The sequence below is a fragment of the Bradyrhizobium huanghuaihaiense genome, assembly GCF_007830635.1.
Classification (GTDB): Bacteria; Pseudomonadota; Alphaproteobacteria; order Rhizobiales; family Xanthobacteraceae; genus Bradyrhizobium; species Bradyrhizobium huanghuaihaiense.
In genome coordinates, this window is record NZ_VLLA01000006.1 from 80,848 (window position 1) to 96,849 (window position 16,002).

The following is a 16,002-nucleotide window of genomic DNA, read 5'->3' on the forward strand; positions in this document are numbered from 1 at the left end:
AGCGCTGAACACGCGCGGTTCCTAAAGATGCTGCAATTTCGCCGTGCAATGATGGCGCTGCACTGCGAGGAAAGTTCCTCCAGTCGCGCACGAAACTCCCCGGGCGCACTGTTCCCCGCCGACGATCATGCGCCCTGGGTGAAGCACGATCGCGGCGGGGAACGCGCCGACCCGCGTCGCTCGGGGTCAGCTCTTGTAGTCGATCAGGAGCGCGGAGAAATTCGAGCTGCTCGATGAGCCGCCGTTGGCGCCGTAGGACGAGCTCGACGATTGCGACTGCTGCAGCGCCTGCAGGAACTGCTGGAGGATCTCGGCCGTGGCCTGGTCCGTCGAGCTGCTGCTGCTCGTCTGGTCCGTCGACGATGAATCCGAAGAGCTGTCGTCAGGCGGCGGGCCGGGCGGCGGTCCACCGGCGCCGCCGGGACCGTTCGCGAAGGCGGACTGAAAGACGTTCTTCAGCTCCTCGGCCTGGTCCGAGGTCAGCGTCCCGTTCGACACTTCGCTGGAAATGAGATCGTCGATCTTCGACTGCATGTCCTCCTTGGAGGGACGCGTGCCGCTCGACTGGTCGCTCGACCGGCTCTGCTGGAGCGCGGTGTCGATGTCCGTCAGCGCCGTCGAGAGCGCGGACTGGTCCGACGACGAGATCGTGCCGGCGGAAACTTGCGATTGCAATTCCTGCTGCAGCCGCTGCAAGGGCGACTGGTAGCTACCGGCGGATGCCGCCGAAATCGAAGTCATGATGGCTCCGTGGATTTTGCGGGGTTTCTTGTGTGACCTCGCCACGGTATGGTTAACGGCCTTAACGAGACCTTGCCGCTTCCCTGCCCGGGCGTGTCCCCACGTTGCGGACAGCCCCGCGGAAACAATCTGAAACAAAAATCTTCGCCATTTGGCCCGAATCTTGGACAAACAAAGCGCATGGCCATTCCCAATCCCAACATCCTGGTCGTCGAGGACGACCGCGAAACCCGGACGTTGATTGCGAAGTACCTGCGCAACAACGCCTGCAACGTCACCGCCGTGAGCGACGGCCGCGAGATGTCGCGCGCCATGGCCGATCACCGCGTCGACCTGATCATCCTCGACGTCATGCTGCCGGGCGAGGACGGGCTCAGCCTCTGCCGCAAGGTGCGCTCGGAGACGCAGACGCCGATCATCATGCTGACCGCGCGCGGCGAGGACGTCGACCGCATCGTCGGCCTCGAGATGGGCGCGGACGACTATCTGCCGAAACCCTTCAACCCGCGCGAGCTGCTCGCCCGCATCAACGCGGTGCTGCGCCGCCAGGCCGCGGCACAGGCGGCAAGCTCGATCGAAGGCGCAAGCACGCTCGCCTTCGAGGGCTGGCGCATCGATCTGCGCCTGCGCGAGCTGCGCAATCCCGAAGGCGCGCGCGTCGCGGTGACCAGCGCCGAGTTCGACCTGCTCCGCACCTTCTGCGAGCGGCCCGGCCGCGTGCTGTCGCGCGACAGCCTGCTCGACCTCACGCAAGGGCGCAACACCGGCTCGTTCGAGCGCTCCATCGACGTGCTGGTCAGCCGCATCCGCCGCAAGATCGAGCCCAATCCGGCCGATCCCACCATCATCAAGACGGTGCGCTCCGGCGGCTATCTGTTCACGCCGAGAACCGAGGCGGTCGCGGCCACCCTGAGCAGCTGAGGGAACGGCGACGATGAAGCCGTTCGGGTTCTTTCACCTCAGGGGTATCGGCGGGCAGATCGCCGCGCTGGTGCTGGCCTCGACCGTCGCGCTCCATCTCGTCGTGACCACCGCCTTCCTGATCAGCCGGCCGGACCGTCCGGACGCCCCGCCGGACGGCGCGCATCAACTGACCGATGCCGCGCTGCTGCTCGGCTCGGCTGACGCCGCCGAGCGGCCGCGCCTCGTTGCCGATCTCGCGCGCGCCTTTCCCAAGCTCGGCATCGAGATGCTCGCGCCGGGCACGGCTGAAATCGTCGAGGAGAGCGACAGCCAGCATCTGCGCGGCATGCGCCGACATCTCGGGCGCGGCTACAAGGTGGTGCGGCTCGCCCCCGATGGCCCTGCGCACCGCGTCGGCGTCGAATTGCCCGACGGCAGCGTGATTGCCGGCCGTGTCGAGGGCGGCCCGCGGCCGTGGTTCTGGGGCGCCCCGTGGTTGATGACGCTGATGACGGCCTTCATCTGCGTCACCGTGCTCGGCCTGTGGGCGGCGCGCGCGCTGGCCGCGCCGCTGTCCTCCTTCGCCAGAGCCGCCGAGAATTTCAGCCTGGACGGCGGGGCGGATCCCCTGCCCGAGCGCGGGCCGGAAGAGATCCGCTCGGTGGCGCGCGCGCTCAACCGCATGCACGAACGGATCGCACGGCTGATGTCGGATCGCACGCGGATGCTGGCCGCGATCAGCCATGATCTGCGTACGCCGATCACGCGGCTGCGCCTGCGCGCCGAGTTCATCGAGGACGAGGGCAACCGCAAGCGCATGCTGATGGATCTCGACCAGATGCGCTCGATGCTGGAATCGGTGCTGTCCCTGCTGCGCAACGACCGCAAGATCGAGGCCGTGACCCTGGTCGACGTCGCCAGCACGCTGCAGCTCGTCGCCGACCAGTTCGGCGACATGGGCCACGTCGTGCACTATGAGGGTCCCGTGTCGGCGACTGCCGCCGCGCGGCCCGACGATCTGCATCGCGGCGTCACCAATCTCGTCGAGAACGCGGTGCGCTTCGGCGCCGAGGTCACGATCCGTCTCGACATATCGGGCACCAAGCTCGTCATCGACGTCGAGGATGACGGCCCCGGCATTTCGGATGCGCGCAAGCAGGAGATGCTGGAGCCGTTCGTGCGCGGCGACGACGCGCGCACCATGGACGACTCCACCGGCTTCGGACTCGGCCTGTCGATCGCGCGCGCGATCGCGGTCGCCCATGGCGGCGAGCTGTCGCTGCACGACCGCGAGCCGCACGGCTTGATCGTGCGGATGCAATTGCCGGTGTGGCAGGAGCCGCGGCTCGCGGCTTAAGCCAGCAACTCAGGCGGCGAGCGGCGGATGCTTGATCGCGTGCTCATCGAAGATCGCTACCGCCTCGAAGCGGTAGCCGCAGGCTTGGCACTTCCAGAGATAGGAAACGCGGCCTTCGCCCGGCTCGATCCAGTCGGGGAACGGGATCGGTGTGCCACATTGTGCACAAGGGTTCTGCATGGGAATGTCGTCGATGTCTGCTGGGGTCATGGACGTCCTCCCGAGTGCTGCTCTTGAATTGCGATTGTTGGGCGGATGCGCGAATGGACAGACCCGCTGTCGCGTAAGGCACTCCGCCAGCTCCGAACTTAACCTAGGTTTAAGTCGTAAAAGCGACGGCCCGGCGAAAATCGCCGCGGGTGGCATTTCGCCACATCATCGCCGTGTTCCCACGGCCTAACCCGCAAGGGTGCAGGTCCGTTCTGCCGAGGAATATTTCGATGAAAATTTTGCATATTGCCGCGCTTGCTGCGGCAGGGTTGATGATGACGCAGGCCGCATTCGCGGGCGAAGCCGAATATGCCGAGATGGTCACGATGCATGCCCGCGCCAATGGCGTGCCGGAGGCGCTGGTGCATCGCGTCATCATGCGCGAAAGCCGCTACCAGCCCGGCCTCGTCGGCCGTGGCGGCACCATCGGGCTGATGCAGATCAAGCTCGCGACCGCCCGCGGCGTCGGTTACACCGGCGATGCCGCCGGCCTGCGCGATCCCAACACCAATCTCACCTATGCGGTGAAGTACCTCGCCGGCGCCTATCGCGCCGCCAATGGCGACCACGCGCGAGCTGTGCGTTATTTCGCGGGCGGCTATTACTACGTTGCAAAGCGGCAGCGGCAGGAGATGGTGCAGCAGGCGAGCAACGAGACGAACTCCCAGGCTTGGCTGGAGCCGAACGGCAACCCGCAGCCGGTGTTCGGCCCAACGCCGCACCGGAAGCTGGCGCAAGGCGTCCGCAACGCGCGCGCGCAAGCGCCAAAGTAACTTTCGTGTCCCGGGCGCGCTGCAGCGTGCAACGCTGCTGCGCAGAACCGGGACCCAGCGCTCCACGCGAAAATGGGCCCCGGCTCTGCGACGCACCACGCCGCCAAGGGCGGCGCGCTGCATCGCGTCCGGGGCACGGCTGCGGTTCCCGCCAAGCGCGTTGACCACCCCGCCTCCCTGGCATACATTAGACCCGTTCCGAGGGGTGCTCCGAGGAGGAGCTGAGATACCGCTAAATGGGCAATACCGCCCAGGACCGCGGTGACCCTTTGAACCTGATCCGGGTCATGCCGGCGAAGGGACAGGGATGTTGCACACGACCAAGCGACCGGATTCCCCGGTATCCATTATCGGCGCAGGCATTGCCGGCGCCTGGCAGGCGCTTTTGTTCGCACAGGCCGGCCACGCCGTGACGCTACACGAGCGCGGTGACGTCGGGATGACCGATTCCACCAGCCACTGGGCCGGCGGCATGCTGGCGCCCTATTGCGAGGCCGAGGTCGCCGAACCCATCATCTCCAGGCTGGGCCTGCGCTCCCTGGACATCTGGCGGCGCGAATTGCCGGATACCCCCTTCAACGGCTCGCTGGTCGTCGCCCATCCGCGCGAGCGCAGCGATTTCGAGCGCTTTGCCAGGATGACCGAAGGCCATCGCCGGCTTGATGCCGCTGGCCTCGCCGAGCTCGAGCCGTCGCTGGAGGGACGCTTCCGCGATGCACTGTTCTTCCCGACCGAGGGCCATGTCGAGCCGCGCCGCGTGCTGCCGAAGCTGCATGAGCGCATCAAAGCTGCCGGCGGCACCATCAAGTTCGACAGCGACGTTACCGCCGCTGATCTCGCAAACCTTGATCCTAAGGGCATCGTGATCGACTGCCGCGGCCTGTCCGCACGCGAGGAGCAGCCCGAGCTGCGCGGCGTCAAGGGCGAGATGATTTTGATCGAGACGGACGAGGTGCAGCTGTCGCGCCCGGTGCGGCTGATCCATCCGCGCTGGCCGCTCTACGTGATCCCGCGCGAGCAGAACCTGTTCATGCTCGGCGCCACCTCGATCGAGGCCGAGGACACCGGCGTCAGCGTGCGCTCGGCGCTGGAGCTCTTGGGCGCCGCCTATGCGGTGCATCCGGCGTTCGGCGAAGCCCGGATCGTCGAATTCGGCTCGGGCCTTCGCCCCGCTTTTCCCGACAATCTGCCGCGCATCGGCATCCGCGGCGAGACCATCGCCGTCAACGGCCTCTACCGCCACGGCTTCCTGATCGCGCCGGCGCTCGCCGAGCTGACGCTTGCCTATGTCCAGCGCGGCCAGATCGACAATGAGGTGATGCAATGCGCGTGATCGTCAACGGCGAACAGCGCGAGGTAGCTTCAGTCAGCGTCGGCGCGCTGCTTTCCGAGCTCGACTACGAAGGCACCCACTTCGCGATCGCGCTGAACTACGACGTCGTGCCGAAAAGCCGCTGGGCCGAGACGAGCCTGAAGGCCGGCGACGAGATCGAGATCATCACGCCGCGGCAGGGAGGGTGATGATGATGCGGGCACACTCTTTCCACGTCGTCCCGGCGAAGGCCGGGACCCATAACCACCGCCCTTTATTGGGACGGATGATCTCTCCCTGCGTGCCCCGAGCGAAATCACGCGGTATGGGTCCCGGCCTTCGCCGGGACGACAATTAAGGAGACACCTCCCACATGGTGACCTTCTACGGCAAAACCTTCGCCTCGCGCCTGCTGATCGGCAGCGCGCTCTATCCCTCGCCCGCGATCATGCAGGATGCGATCCGCGCCTCCGGCTCGAACATCGTCACGGTGTCGCTGCGGCGCGAATCCGCCGGCGGCAAGACCGGGGACGCGTTCTGGAATCTGATCCGCGAGCTCGAGGTGACAGTGCTGCCGAACACCGCCGGCTGCCGCACCGTGCGCGAGGCCGTGACCACCGCCAAGCTCGCGCGCGAATTGTTCGGCACCAGCTGGATCAAGTTAGAGGTCATCGCCGACAACGACACGCTGCAGCCCGACGTCGTCGGCCTCGTCGAAGCCGCGACCATCCTGATCAAGGACGGCTTCGAGGTGTTCCCCTATTGCACCGAGGACCTCTCGGTCGCCAACCGCCTGGTTGACGCCGGCTGCAAGGTGGTGATGCCGTGGGCAGCGCCGATCGGCAGCGCCAAGGGCATCACCAACCGCGATGCACTCAAGCTCCTGCGCGAGCGCCTGCCCGACATCACGCTCGTGGTCGATGCCGGCATCGGCGCACCCTCCCACGCCGCGCAGGCGCTCGAGCTCGGCTACGACGCCGTGTTGCTCAACACCGCCATCGCAAAAGCCGCCGATCCCGTCGCGATGGCGAATGCCTTTCGCCTCGGCTGTGATGCCGGCCGCACCGCTTACGAAGCCGGGCTGATGAACGCGCGCGACTTCGCCTCCCCCTCCACCCCTGTTGTTGGGACCCCGTTCTGGCATGCCGTATCCTGATCGCTTCTATCCCGTCGTCGACAACCTGAAATGGGTCGAGCGCCTGACAAAACTTGGCGTCGGCACCATCCAGCTTCGCGCGAAGGAGCTCAACGACGCCGACGCGCTGCAGATCGTCACCGACGCGCTGGCGATCACTGCGGGCACGCAAGCCAAGCTGGTCGTGAACGACTATTGGCGCGCGGCGATCGTCGCCGGCGCGAAATATCTGCATCTCGGCCAGGAGGATCTGGCGGATGCGGACCTGAAAGCCATCCGCGAGGCCGGCGTTCTCCTCGGCATCTCCACCCATGACGACGCCGAGCTTGAAACCGCGCTTGCCGCCAAGCCCGATTACGTCGCGCTCGGCCCGATCTTCTTCACCACGCTCAAGTCGATGCGCTTCGAGCCGCAGGGCATTCCAAAAATCACGGAATGGAAGAAGCGCGTCGGCAACATCCCGCTGGTCGCGATCGGCGGCATCAAGTTCGAGCACGCCGCGGAGATCTTTGCCGCCGGCGCGGATTCCATCGCCGTGGTGTCCGACGTCACCCAGAACGCTGATCCCGACGCCCGCGTGCGGCAGTGGCTCGGCCTGAAGGAGGCGGCATGACCGAAAATCTCTCCGCCCGTCATTGCGAGCGAAGCGAAGCAATCCAGAGTCTCTTCGGAGAGGCAGTCTGGATTGCTTCGTCGCAAGAGCTCCTCGCAATGACGGAGACACCCTCTTCATCCCGTCACCCTGAGGTGGCCGCTTCTTCAGCGGCCCTCGAAGGGCGACGGCCCGGCTCTTTCATCCTTCGAGGCTCGACCAGCGGCGCTTTCGCGCCGCTGGTCTCGCACCTCAGGATGACGAGAACGAACACTGCGAACACGAATTAAACCGGAGGACCCCATGAACATCCGCTCCAACCCGCAACAGACCGTCCCCGCCGTCACCACCGGCCCGCTGCCCTCCTCGCGCAAGATCTTCGCCTCGCCCGACGCCGCGCCGGACATCCGCGTGCCGCTGCGCGAGATCATCCTCTCCGAAGGCGCGGGCGAGCCGAACCTGCCGGTGTACGACACCTCGGGCCCCTACACCGATCCCTCCGTCACCATCGATGTCAACGCCGGCCTTGCCCGGAGCCGCAAGCAATGGGTGCTGGAGCGCGGCGGCGTCGAGGAATATGAGGGCCGGCAGATCAAGCCGGAGGACAATGGCAGCGTCTCCACCGACAAGGCCGCGCGCGCCTTCTCGGCCTATCACAAGCCGCTGCGCGGCCTCGACGGCCACAAGATCACGCAGCTCGAATTCGCCCGCGCCGGCATCGTCACCAAGGAGATGATCTACGTCGCCGCCCGCGAAAACCTCGGCCGCAAGCAGCAGCTCGAGCGCGCCGAAGCAGCCCTCGCCGACGGCGAGAGCTTCGGCGCTTCCGTGCCCGCCTTCATCACGCCGGAGTTCGTGCGCGACGAGATCGCGCGCGGCCGCGCCATCATCCCCTCCAACATCAATCACTCCGAGCTCGAGCCGATGATCATCGGCCGCAACTTCCTCACCAAGATCAACGCCAATATCGGCAACTCGGCGGTGACGTCTTCGGTCGAGGAAGAGGTCGAGAAGATGGTGTGGGCGATCCGCTGGGGCGCCGACACCGTGATGGACCTCTCCACGGGCCGCAACATCCACACCACGCGCGAATGGATTTTGCGCAACTCGCCGGTGCCGATCGGCACCGTGCCGATCTACCAGGCGCTGGAGAAGTGCAACGGCGATCCGGTGGCGCTGACCTGGGAGCTCTACAAGGACACGCTGATCGAGCAGTGCGAGCAGGGCGTCGACTATTTCACCATCCACGCCGGCGTGCGCCTGCAATACATCCACCTCACCGCCAACCGCGTCACCGGCATCGTCTCGCGCGGCGGCTCGATCATGGCGAAGTGGTGCCTGGCGCATCACAAGGAGAGCTTCCTCTACACGCATTTCGACGAGATCTGCGACCTCATGCGCAAGTATGACGTCTCGTTCTCGCTCGGCGACGGCCTGCGCCCGGGCTCGATCGCGGACGCCAACGACCGCGCGCAGTTCGCGGAGCTGGAGACGCTCGGCGAACTCACCAAGATCGCGTGGGACAAGGGTTGCCAGGTCATGATCGAGGGCCCCGGCCACGTGCCGATGCACAAGATCAAGATCAACATGGACAAGCAGCTCAAGGAGTGCGGCGAGGCGCCGTTCTACACGCTTGGACCGCTGACCACCGACATCGCGCCGGGCTATGACCACATCACGTCGGGCATCGGCGCCGCCATGATCGGCTGGTTCGGCTGCGCCATGCTCTGCTACGTCACGCCGAAGGAGCATCTCGGCCTGCCCGACCGCAACGACGTCAAGACCGGCGTCATCACCTACAAGATCGCCGCCCACGCGAGCGATCTCGCCAAGGGCCACCCCGCCGCGCAACTGCGCGACGACGCCCTCTCCCGCGCGCGGTTCGAATTCCGCTGGACCGACCAGTTCAACCTCGGCCTCGATCCGGACACCGCAAAAAGCTTCCACGACGAGACCCTGCCGAAGGAAGCCCACAAGGTCGCCCATTTCTGCTCGATGTGCGGCCCAAAATTCTGCTCGATGAAGATCACGCAGGACGTGCGGGATTATGCCGCGACGCTGAACGATCCGAACAGCGTCGGCATGTCGATCAGCGGCACGGCCGAGGACGGCATGAAGCAGATGAGCGCGAAGTTCAAGGAGATGGGGAGCAGCGTTTATCTGGATGCTGAGAAGGTGAAGGAGAGCAATCGGGTGTTGTGAGGCATTGATTCTCTGCATTCATTTCAAGCGAGGCCGGGCATATGCCCGGCCTTTTTGTCGCGGACTTATTCTCCGAGCAGCTCCCTGAATAGCTTCTTCGCGCGTTCAAGGCCTTCCTGCGTGAACACCACGGACTTTACCTTGCCAACGGGATCATCAATCATTCCCTTGGTATGCAGACGGCCGAGCACATCCCAGTCGAAGCCCTTCCATGCCCGATCGCCATCGTGCAAGGTCAGATAGAGCAAGGCCAACGCCGCGTCGTCGATGCGGCAAGTGTAGCCCGGATGAGCGAAGCGACATCCGGGATTGACAGTCGCCCCGCATGTCGCTGACGCTCATGCGGGCTACAATTCTGCGGATAGATGATTTGCCCGCTCCCTCCCTCCACCGCCTCCCCGACCAACTCCATCCCAACCTCCGCCTCGTCTTCGTCGGCACCGCCGCCTCGACGCGCTCGGCGGAGCTCGGGCACTACTACGCCCATCCCGGCAACCGCTTCTGGCGCGCGATCCACGAGGCCGGGATCACGCCGCGGCGCTATCAGCCGGGCGAGTTCGCGAGCCTGATCGCGCTCGGGATCGGCTTCACCGATCTGTCCAAGACCGGCGCCGGGATGGATCACCAGATCGCGACTGAGATGATCGACATGCCCGGCTTCAGGGCGAAGATGGAGAAGTACCGGCCGCGGACGATTGCGTTCACGAGCAAGAAGGCGGCGAGCTTGTTTTACGGCAGGCCGTCAGCCGCGATTTCGCTGGGGCGGCAGCCGCGCGATGGAGACTGGCCGGAGATTTTTGTGCTGCCCTCGCCGTCTGGTGCTGCCTCGGGGAGTTGGACGCTGGAGCCGTGGCGGGAATTGGCGGCGTGGATCGCTGCGTAGGGTGGGTTGGCGCTGGCGCCGCAAACTCAGTCGTCGTCCTGGCGAAAGCCAGGACCCATTACCCCAGCGCAAAGTTTGGCGAAGACTCGTGGCCCGGTACTGCGACCAATCGCAATCGATGGATCACGCGGTATGGGTCCTGGCTTTCGCCAGGACGACACTTGTGGGTGTGGCTCGTGATCTTGCTCAAACACGAAGGCCTCGTAGGGTGGGCAAAGGCGCGTCAGCGCCGTGCCCACGATTTCTCCGTGGGCCCCGACAGTGCGTGGGCACGGCGCGCGAAGAGCGCGCCTTTGCCCACCCTACGGCACCGCCGCCCCCTCAGCCCGCATACGCCTTGTCCAGATCCGCGATCACGATCTTCCGCATCCCCATCATCGCCTGCATCACGCGGTTCGCCTTGGTCCTATCGGGGTCGCCGAGGTAGCGGCCGAGCGCTGTCGGGATCACCTGCCAGGACAGGCCGAACTTGTCCTTGAGCCAGCCGCACCGCGATTCCTCGCCGCCGTCGGCGGTGAGCGCTTTCCAGAAATAGTCGACCTCGCCTTGCGTCTCGACGCTGATGAAGAACGACACCGCCTCGTTGAAACGGTATTGCGGCCCGCCGTTGAGCGCGTTGAAGCGCTGTCCTTCCAGCTCGAACACCGCCATGAAGTCGCTGACCGTCTCGACCCTGGCATTGGGAAACACAGATTTGTAGAACGCGACGGCCTCGGGGACGTTGTTGTCGAACCAGAGGAACGGCGTGATCGAGGTCATGAATGGGGCTCCTTTCGGCAGGGGGCGGCGCACGGGTGCTCCAAGGACGTGGCCGGGAGGGGCGTTCCGACAAGTCGGCGGATTTTTTCGGCCGGCCGTAGGATGGGTAGAGCGCAGCGAAACCCATCAATCGGGCCGAAACCACGGTGTCGCGGTTCAATGGCGCTGTGACGAAGCGATGGGTTTCGCTTCGCTCTACCCATCCTACGCATTGGAAAACCGGATAGGTTGTCGGAATCCGCGCCCGCCATTCGTCCTCTGGACGCAAGCCTCAACCACCCCGGAGCCCCCCCATGCCCACCATCACCGCCTTCGAAAACTCGCCCGACCGCGGCCGCGGGCAGGCGCGTGACATGCGCGTTCGCTGGGCGCTGGAGGAGGTCGGCCAGCCCTATGACGTCCGCCTCGTGTCGTTCGCGACGATGAAGCAGCCGGCGCATCTTGCGCTGCATCCGTTCGGGCAGATTCCAACCTTCGAGGACGGCGACCTCGCCCTGTTCGAAACCGGCGCGATCGTGCTGCACATCGCCGAGTGTCATGCCGGACTGTTGCCGACGGACGCGAACGCCAGAAGCCGCGCGATCGCGTGGATGTTTGCCGCGCTGAACACGCTGGAGCCGCCGATCGTCGAGCTCGGCATGGCGATGCTGTTCGAGCGCGACAGGAGCTGGTACGCGGAGCGGCTGCCGATGCTGCAGGATCGCGTCCGCACCAGGCTCGGCGAACTGTCCCGCCGCCTCGGCAAAGCCGACTGGCTCGACGGCGCGTTCAGCGCCGGCGATCTCATGATGGTGACGGTGCTGCGCCGGCTGAACACCTCGGGGCTGCTGGAGGAATATCCCGACATCGCCGCCTATGTCGCCCGCGGCGAGGCGCGGCCGGCGTTCCGGCGTGCGTTCGATGCGCAATTGGCGGTGTTTCAGGCGGCGTCGCGTTCGTAGGAGAGCAAGGTTCGGAGCGGCGCCACACACTCTATCGTCGTCCCGGCGAAGGCCGGGACCCATACCCCCAGGGAGAGGTTTGGCGAAGACTTGTCGTTCGGTACTACGCCCGCCCACCACACTTAGATCACGCGGTATGGGTCCCGGCCTTCGCCGGGACGACAGCGTGGACTTGGCAAATTCCGTCCCCCATTGCGTCCATCTCCCCACCCCTGCATTCTACCTCCGCCACCCCGGAGGAGCCGCCCATGCTGACCCTCTATTCCTACCCGCAACTGTTCGGCGTCGCCGACAACAACGGCTACGGCCTCAAGGTCTATGCGTTCCTGAAGCTTGCGGGCGTGCCGTTCGTGCACGAGCACATCTTCGATGCCTCCGCCGCGCCGCGCGGGCAGCTGCCTTACATCGTCGACGATGGCGAGACCATCGGCGACAGCGAGAGCATCATCGCGCATGTCATCGCCAAATATCGCCTGACCATCGATGCGGCGCTGTCACAGGACGCACGCCGGACCAATCATCTCGTCACGCGCATGCTGGACGATCTCTACTGGGTGATGTCGTATTCGCGCTGGAAGGACGAGCGCTTCTACCCGGCGTTCCGCGACGGTTTTATCGCGCAGCATCCGCAGGTCAGCGCCGAAGGGTTCGAGAAGGCGAAGGCCTATAACGCGCAGCGCTATCATTACCAGGGCATCGGCCGCTACACGCCCGATCAGGCCTATGCGCGGGGGCTCGCCGACCTGCAGGTGCTGGCGGAGCTCGTGCCGGCCGCAGGCTTCGTCCATGGCGCGGCGCCGACCAGCTGTGATGCCGGCATCTACGGCTTCGTCGCCAACATCTATTATTTTCCGATCCCGACGCCGCTGAAGGCGTTCGTCGATGCGCACGCGAATCTCGTCGCGCATTGCGAGCGGATTCATGCGATGGTGAGTGCCTAGTCCGCAGTCTCGTAGGGTGGGCAAAGCGAAGCGTGCCCACCACCTTCGTCACTGCGAACACAGGAGAGCAATGGTGGGCACGGCGCTTGCGCGCATTTGCCCACCCTACGGCACCGTCTTCTACCGCATCGTGATCGCGAGACCGCTGAGATCCGCATTCGCCATCAGGCCGACCTGCGTGCCCGTGAGCTCCAGCACCGCACCCTTCTGGTTGGTGAGCACGATGGCGCGGGCGCCGCGGCCGACCGCGAGGCCTGCACCGGCCGCGCCATAGACGCCGGCGACGTCGGAGGGACGGTTGATGTTGGAGACGCGGCCGCGCAGCACGGTCTTGGACCCCCCGAACACGAGGCCGTAGTCGAGCCCGCCGGTGGAGAGCCCATAGGAGCGGCCGCGGAAGTTCAGCACGCCGCTCCCGCCCGAGCCGCCGATGATCCAGCCCGCCTTGTAGATCGTCAGCACCACGGTGCCGCCGTCGGCCAGCGCCGAGGTCGAGAGGCCGGCAAGCGCGGCAATGGCGACCAGCGCGGCGCGAAGGGTGCTAGCGATCTTCATGGAGTGTCTCCGGGGGCTATTTTTTTTGGGAGGGAAACGAATCAGACGCGGCCAATCTATCCGATCGATCGCGGCGGCAACATGATGGCAGGGCGTTTCCGCCAGTACGGCGGCGGCTGGACTCGCGGAAGGTCCCTCATTCTCCGTCATTGCGAGCGCAGCGACTTGTCCGCCGAAGCCTCGGCGAAGGCGGAAGCATCCAGAATCCTTCCGCGGGGCCAATCTGGATTGCTTCGCTACGCTCGCAATGACGGGGTGGCTGCATTCCGGCCTTTCCTGCCAGCGGCTGCATGCGGGGAGAGGCGGACCACTGCGCTCGCGGACAACCGTCGCCACCATGCCATTCTGCTCCTGTTTTGCCCGACGACGCAAACGAATATTTCGCTCTTCCCGAAATCGAAAAAGCCCAATGATTTCGGCTTGATCTCTACTGTGCATGGGGTTGTTTTCGCATTTTTTGTTTCTGCCCCTCTGCAACCCGATTGCAACTCCCCCGCATCCCGCTACGCTCCTGCTCCCGACACGCCTACGAGGTGATGCCATGCCGATCCAGCATTTCGCGGCCCCGCCGCATGTCAAGGCGCCGCCGCTGTCCTTTGCGACACGCGTCGGCGATTTGCTGTTCGTCTCGGGCATTCCCGGCTTCGACGCCCATGGCGCGCTGCCCGACGGCTTCGAGGCGCAGTTCGCCAATGTCGTCGTCAACATCAAGCGCGTGCTGGACGAGGCCGGGGCCACCTTGCGCGACCTCGCCAAGGTCAACGTGCTCCTGACCCGCGCCTCGGACGTTGCCGCCATGAACGCGCTCTATGCCGGCGCCTTCGGCCCGCCGCCCTACCCCGCGCGCACCACATGCGTGGTGCATGCGCTGCCCGATCCGAAGATGCTGATCGAGATCGAGGCGGTCGCGTCGCTTTCGAAGTAAGCACGTGTGGCTTGCCGGGCACGCAGCCGAACCAAATGCCCTGCGCCGCCTGACGTATCCGTGAAACGGCACCTCCCCGGCTTGCCAAGGGCCGGCTTTTACCGCACGAATTTTCGGGTCACACTTCCCCACAAGGAGATATTTCATGCGTCGCGTTCTCGCCCTCTGTGCCGTTGCCGGCATCGCTAGTTCCGTGTTCGCCGTGCCCGCCTCGGCGGCAGTCGGCTATTACGTGATCCGCTGGGACAATACCGGCATCTGCCAGGTCTGGAACGAGGACCTGAAGTACAAGCCGTTCCAGTGGGGCGTGTCGACCTACAAGGTCGTCAGCAAGCCGGTCCCGACCTTCACGGCCGCCTCCGACCTGCAGGTCAAGATGCGCGCCGAGCGGAAGTGCACGCTCTAGGCTTGAGGCGACAGATCGGATTCAAGAGGGCGGGTCGCACGCAGCGGCCCGCCCTTCCTCTTTTTGGCGGACAGCCCGCTTTTTCAGCCGAATGCGCGCATTTCCAGCGCCCGCGCTTTGAACCTCGTCAGCGCGCGGAACTACTCACATCTTGTCCGGGGCGCAGGCCAAAAGCGCTCCGCGCCACGCCTCCCCATCATTGTCGGGAGGCGCATCACATCTTTCATTTTGAGGAGCTGATCATGCGTCGTCTTTCCATGCTGTGCGCTGCTGCGGGTCTTGCCGTCACTGCCTTCGTCGCCGCGAGCCCTGCCGAAGCCAGCTATCACCTGATCCGCTGGCAGGACACCGGCTTCTGCCAGATCTGGGACGAGAGCATCCCGACCGCGCCGTGGCCGGCCGGCTATCACCGCGCCAGCGCGACCGTGCCGACCTTCCTCGACGCGCTCGTGGTGAAAGACAATGCGCTGAAGGCCGGTCACTGCAGCTGGTAAGATTCGATCGGCGGACGACAAGGGCCGGGCAAGGATGCGATGCTAGCATCCTTGCCCGTTCGCGTTTCCATCCAGCGTTTCATTCAGCGTTTCTATTCAGCGTTTCTGTTAAGTCCTGGCGGGATCAATCGATGCGCACGCTCACCACGACGGCAGCCATCTTCGCCTTGTCGCTCGCATTCGTCTCCGCGGCACCGGCACAGGCCCCGCAATCCTTCCGCGTGATCTCGCCCATCTTCGGCCAGCTCGTCAGCTTCGCGATGCCGTCGAATTTCGCGGTGGTGTTCGAGAACACCAAAGGCGGCCACTACATCCGTGAAGCCGTGCTTAAGGGCGAGACGCCCGAGCAGTGGAGCCAGATGATCACGGTCACGGGCGAGAAGGGCATGACGCTGACGCCGGATGCATCGCCCGAAAACTTCGCCGGCACCATCGCCGGCGGCTTCAGATCGGCCTGCCCCGACAGCTTTGCGGCGCAGCCGCTCGGCGCCATGACGTTCGGCCGCTTCGAGGCTTTCGCCGCCGTGATCGGTTGCGGCCGCATCGACAGCGGCCCGACCCGGCACAGCGAGACCGCGCTGCTGATCACGCTGAAAGGCAGCACCGATTACTACACCATCCAATGGGCCGAGCGCGGCCCCGAGACCGACGAGCCGCCGATCAGGGACGAACGCTGGCAGACGCGCCTGAACGATCTCAACCCGATCGCCCTCTGTCCGATCGTGCCAGGCGAAGCCGCGCCCTATCCGAGCTGCGTGAACAAGAGCTGAGCGCGCCGCGAGCTCAGGCTCCGTAGGGTGGGCAAAGCGCAAGCGTGCCCACCATTCCAACCATCACGAAGATGGTGGGCGGCGCAAGTGCGCCTTTGCCCAC

General features: G+C 65.3%; 20 protein-coding genes and 1 riboswitch. Of the genes, 15 read left to right on the forward strand and 5 right to left on the reverse strand.

Features of this window, described 5'->3' with window-relative positions:
• Positions 1-186 precede the first annotated feature (186 nt).
• Positions 187-741 (reverse strand): hypothetical protein, encoded by a 555-nt coding sequence (locus IQ16_RS14910; protein ID WP_018640985.1) that lies wholly within the window; start codon positions 739-741, stop codon positions 187-189.
• 180 nt (positions 742-921) lie between these two features.
• Here IQ16_RS14910 and IQ16_RS14915 point away from each other — a divergent pair, with 180 nt between their 5' ends.
• Complete coding sequence (locus tag IQ16_RS14915) at positions 922-1,662, forward strand: response regulator (RefSeq protein WP_018640986.1); 741 nt, start codon at positions 922-924, stop codon at positions 1,660-1,662.
• A gap of 13 nt (positions 1,663-1,675) precedes the next feature.
• Positions 1,676-3,001 carry an ATP-binding protein gene (locus IQ16_RS14920; protein WP_018640987.1) on the forward strand — a complete coding sequence of 442 codons (1,326 nt, stop codon included), beginning with the start codon at positions 1,676-1,678 and terminating at the stop codon, positions 2,999-3,001.
• Positions 3,002-3,010: 9 nt separating this feature from the next.
• Here the strand turns inward: IQ16_RS14920 and IQ16_RS14925 are convergent, their stop codons facing one another.
• Positions 3,011-3,211 (reverse strand): hypothetical protein, encoded by a 201-nt coding sequence (locus IQ16_RS14925; protein WP_018640988.1) that lies wholly within the window; start codon positions 3,209-3,211, stop codon positions 3,011-3,013.
• A gap of 230 nt (positions 3,212-3,441) precedes the next feature.
• Here IQ16_RS14925 and IQ16_RS14930 point away from each other — a divergent pair, with 230 nt between their 5' ends.
• The 6 genes from IQ16_RS14930 to thiC all read left to right on the forward strand — a co-directional run bounded on the left by IQ16_RS14930 (position 3,442) and on the right by thiC (position 9,225).
• Positions 3,442-3,984, forward strand: a complete 543-nt coding sequence (locus IQ16_RS14930; protein WP_018640989.1) for a lytic transglycosylase domain-containing protein — start codon at positions 3,442-3,444, stop codon at positions 3,982-3,984.
• Between the two features lie 191 nt (positions 3,985-4,175).
• Positions 4,176-4,304, forward strand: a riboswitch (TPP riboswitch).
• Positions 4,292-5,317, forward strand: a complete 1,026-nt coding sequence (locus tag IQ16_RS14935; protein ID WP_018640990.1) for an FAD-dependent oxidoreductase — start codon at positions 4,292-4,294, stop codon at positions 5,315-5,317. Its footprint overlaps the riboswitch before it by 13 nt.
• Positions 5,308-5,505 carry a sulfur carrier protein ThiS gene (thiS, locus tag IQ16_RS14940; protein WP_018640991.1) on the forward strand — a complete coding sequence of 66 codons (198 nt, stop codon included), beginning with the start codon at positions 5,308-5,310 and terminating at the stop codon, positions 5,503-5,505. The genes IQ16_RS14935 and thiS overlap by 10 nt, the downstream gene beginning before the upstream one ends.
• A gap of 164 nt (positions 5,506-5,669) precedes the next feature.
• Positions 5,670-6,452, forward strand: coding sequence for a thiazole synthase (locus IQ16_RS14945; RefSeq protein ID WP_018640992.1), 783 nt, complete (start codon positions 5,670-5,672; stop codon positions 6,450-6,452).
• A complete protein-coding gene (locus IQ16_RS14950) occupies positions 6,439-7,044 on the forward strand; it encodes a thiamine phosphate synthase (RefSeq protein WP_018640993.1) in 606 nt (201 codons plus the stop codon). The genes IQ16_RS14945 and IQ16_RS14950 overlap by 14 nt, the downstream gene beginning before the upstream one ends.
• A gap of 282 nt (positions 7,045-7,326) precedes the next feature.
• The gene (gene thiC / locus IQ16_RS14955; RefSeq protein WP_018640994.1) at positions 7,327-9,225 is read left to right on the forward strand and encodes a phosphomethylpyrimidine synthase ThiC; all 1,899 of its coding nucleotides are present in this window, start codon (positions 7,327-7,329) and stop codon (positions 9,223-9,225) included.
• Between the two features lie 65 nt (positions 9,226-9,290).
• Here the strand turns inward: thiC and IQ16_RS14960 are convergent, their stop codons facing one another.
• Positions 9,291-9,494: a DUF6429 family protein gene (locus IQ16_RS14960; RefSeq protein WP_026311700.1), complete on the reverse strand. Its 204-nt coding sequence runs from the start codon at positions 9,492-9,494 to the stop codon at positions 9,291-9,293.
• A 56-nt stretch (positions 9,495-9,550) separates the two neighbouring features.
• On the opposite strand from IQ16_RS14960, the gene IQ16_RS14965 reads away from it, so the two are divergent.
• The gene (locus tag IQ16_RS14965) at positions 9,551-10,108 is read left to right on the forward strand and encodes a mismatch-specific DNA-glycosylase (protein WP_018640996.1); all 558 of its coding nucleotides are present in this window, start codon (positions 9,551-9,553) and stop codon (positions 10,106-10,108) included.
• Positions 10,109-10,429: 321 nt separating this feature from the next.
• Here IQ16_RS14965 and IQ16_RS14975 read toward each other — a convergent pair whose 3' ends face one another.
• Positions 10,430-10,867, reverse strand: coding sequence for a VOC family protein (locus tag IQ16_RS14975; protein ID WP_018640997.1), 438 nt, complete (start codon positions 10,865-10,867; stop codon positions 10,430-10,432).
• A gap of 293 nt (positions 10,868-11,160) precedes the next feature.
• Here IQ16_RS14975 and IQ16_RS14980 point away from each other — a divergent pair, with 293 nt between their 5' ends.
• Entirely contained in the window at positions 11,161-11,808 is a 648-nt protein-coding gene (locus tag IQ16_RS14980) for a glutathione S-transferase family protein (protein ID WP_018640998.1), read from the forward strand.
• A gap of 248 nt (positions 11,809-12,056) precedes the next feature.
• Entirely contained in the window at positions 12,057-12,749 is a 693-nt protein-coding gene (locus tag IQ16_RS14985; RefSeq protein ID WP_018640999.1) for a glutathione S-transferase family protein, read from the forward strand.
• Between the two features lie 120 nt (positions 12,750-12,869).
• On the opposite strand, the gene IQ16_RS14990 is transcribed toward IQ16_RS14985, so the two are convergent.
• A complete protein-coding gene (locus IQ16_RS14990; protein WP_018641000.1) occupies positions 12,870-13,304 on the reverse strand; it encodes a hypothetical protein in 435 nt (144 codons plus the stop codon).
• 541 nt (positions 13,305-13,845) lie between these two features.
• Between IQ16_RS14990 and IQ16_RS14995 the strand changes: the two genes are divergently transcribed.
• From IQ16_RS14995 to IQ16_RS15010, 4 genes are all read left to right on the forward strand, one after another.
• Positions 13,846-14,229, forward strand: coding sequence for a RidA family protein (locus IQ16_RS14995; protein ID WP_018641001.1), 384 nt, complete (start codon positions 13,846-13,848; stop codon positions 14,227-14,229).
• Positions 14,230-14,374: 145 nt separating this feature from the next.
• On the forward strand, positions 14,375-14,635 hold the full coding sequence (locus tag IQ16_RS45635; RefSeq protein WP_018641002.1) for a hypothetical protein: 261 nt from the start codon (positions 14,375-14,377) through the stop codon (positions 14,633-14,635).
• 242 nt (positions 14,636-14,877) lie between these two features.
• Positions 14,878-15,129 carry a hypothetical protein gene (locus IQ16_RS15005; protein ID WP_018641003.1) on the forward strand — a complete coding sequence of 84 codons (252 nt, stop codon included), beginning with the start codon at positions 14,878-14,880 and terminating at the stop codon, positions 15,127-15,129.
• 131 nt (positions 15,130-15,260) lie between these two features.
• Positions 15,261-15,899, forward strand: coding sequence for a hypothetical protein (locus tag IQ16_RS15010; protein WP_018641004.1), 639 nt, complete (start codon positions 15,261-15,263; stop codon positions 15,897-15,899).
• Positions 15,900-16,002: the final 103 nt, after the last annotated feature.

What these genes read in the sequence shown, in the direction of transcription:
- IQ16_RS14910 (WP_018640985.1), bottom strand. Translation starts at nt 741, where the DNA reads ATGACTTCGATTTCGGCGGCATCCGCCGGTAGCTACCAGTCGCCCTTG.
- IQ16_RS14915 (WP_018640986.1), top strand. Translation starts at nt 922, where the DNA reads ATGGCCATTCCCAATCCCAACATCCTGGTCGTCGAGGACGACCGCGAA.
- IQ16_RS14920 (WP_018640987.1), top strand. Translation starts at nt 1,676, where the DNA reads ATGAAGCCGTTCGGGTTCTTTCACCTCAGGGGTATCGGCGGGCAGATC.
- IQ16_RS14925 (WP_018640988.1), bottom strand. Translation starts at nt 3,211, where the DNA reads ATGACCCCAGCAGACATCGACGACATTCCCATGCAGAACCCTTGTGCA.
- IQ16_RS14930 (WP_018640989.1), top strand. Translation starts at nt 3,442, where the DNA reads ATGAAAATTTTGCATATTGCCGCGCTTGCTGCGGCAGGGTTGATGATG.
- IQ16_RS14935 (WP_018640990.1), top strand. Translation starts at nt 4,292, where the DNA reads ATGTTGCACACGACCAAGCGACCGGATTCCCCGGTATCCATTATCGGC.
- thiS (WP_018640991.1), top strand. Translation starts at nt 5,308, where the DNA reads ATGCGCGTGATCGTCAACGGCGAACAGCGCGAGGTAGCTTCAGTCAGC.
- IQ16_RS14945 (WP_018640992.1), top strand. Translation starts at nt 5,670, where the DNA reads ATGGTGACCTTCTACGGCAAAACCTTCGCCTCGCGCCTGCTGATCGGC.
- IQ16_RS14950 (WP_018640993.1), top strand. Translation starts at nt 6,439, where the DNA reads ATGCCGTATCCTGATCGCTTCTATCCCGTCGTCGACAACCTGAAATGG.
- thiC (WP_018640994.1), top strand. Translation starts at nt 7,327, where the DNA reads ATGAACATCCGCTCCAACCCGCAACAGACCGTCCCCGCCGTCACCACC.
- IQ16_RS14965 (WP_018640996.1), top strand. Translation starts at nt 9,551, where the DNA reads ATGTCGCTGACGCTCATGCGGGCTACAATTCTGCGGATAGATGATTTG.
- IQ16_RS14975 (WP_018640997.1), bottom strand. Translation starts at nt 10,867, where the DNA reads ATGACCTCGATCACGCCGTTCCTCTGGTTCGACAACAACGTCCCCGAG.
- IQ16_RS14980 (WP_018640998.1), top strand. Translation starts at nt 11,161, where the DNA reads ATGCCCACCATCACCGCCTTCGAAAACTCGCCCGACCGCGGCCGCGGG.
- IQ16_RS14985 (WP_018640999.1), top strand. Translation starts at nt 12,057, where the DNA reads ATGCTGACCCTCTATTCCTACCCGCAACTGTTCGGCGTCGCCGACAAC.
- IQ16_RS14990 (WP_018641000.1), bottom strand. Translation starts at nt 13,304, where the DNA reads ATGAAGATCGCTAGCACCCTTCGCGCCGCGCTGGTCGCCATTGCCGCG.
- IQ16_RS14995 (WP_018641001.1), top strand. Translation starts at nt 13,846, where the DNA reads ATGCCGATCCAGCATTTCGCGGCCCCGCCGCATGTCAAGGCGCCGCCG.
- IQ16_RS45635 (WP_018641002.1), top strand. Translation starts at nt 14,375, where the DNA reads ATGCGTCGCGTTCTCGCCCTCTGTGCCGTTGCCGGCATCGCTAGTTCC.
- IQ16_RS15005 (WP_018641003.1), top strand. Translation starts at nt 14,878, where the DNA reads ATGCGTCGTCTTTCCATGCTGTGCGCTGCTGCGGGTCTTGCCGTCACT.
- IQ16_RS15010 (WP_018641004.1), top strand. Translation starts at nt 15,261, where the DNA reads ATGCGCACGCTCACCACGACGGCAGCCATCTTCGCCTTGTCGCTCGCA.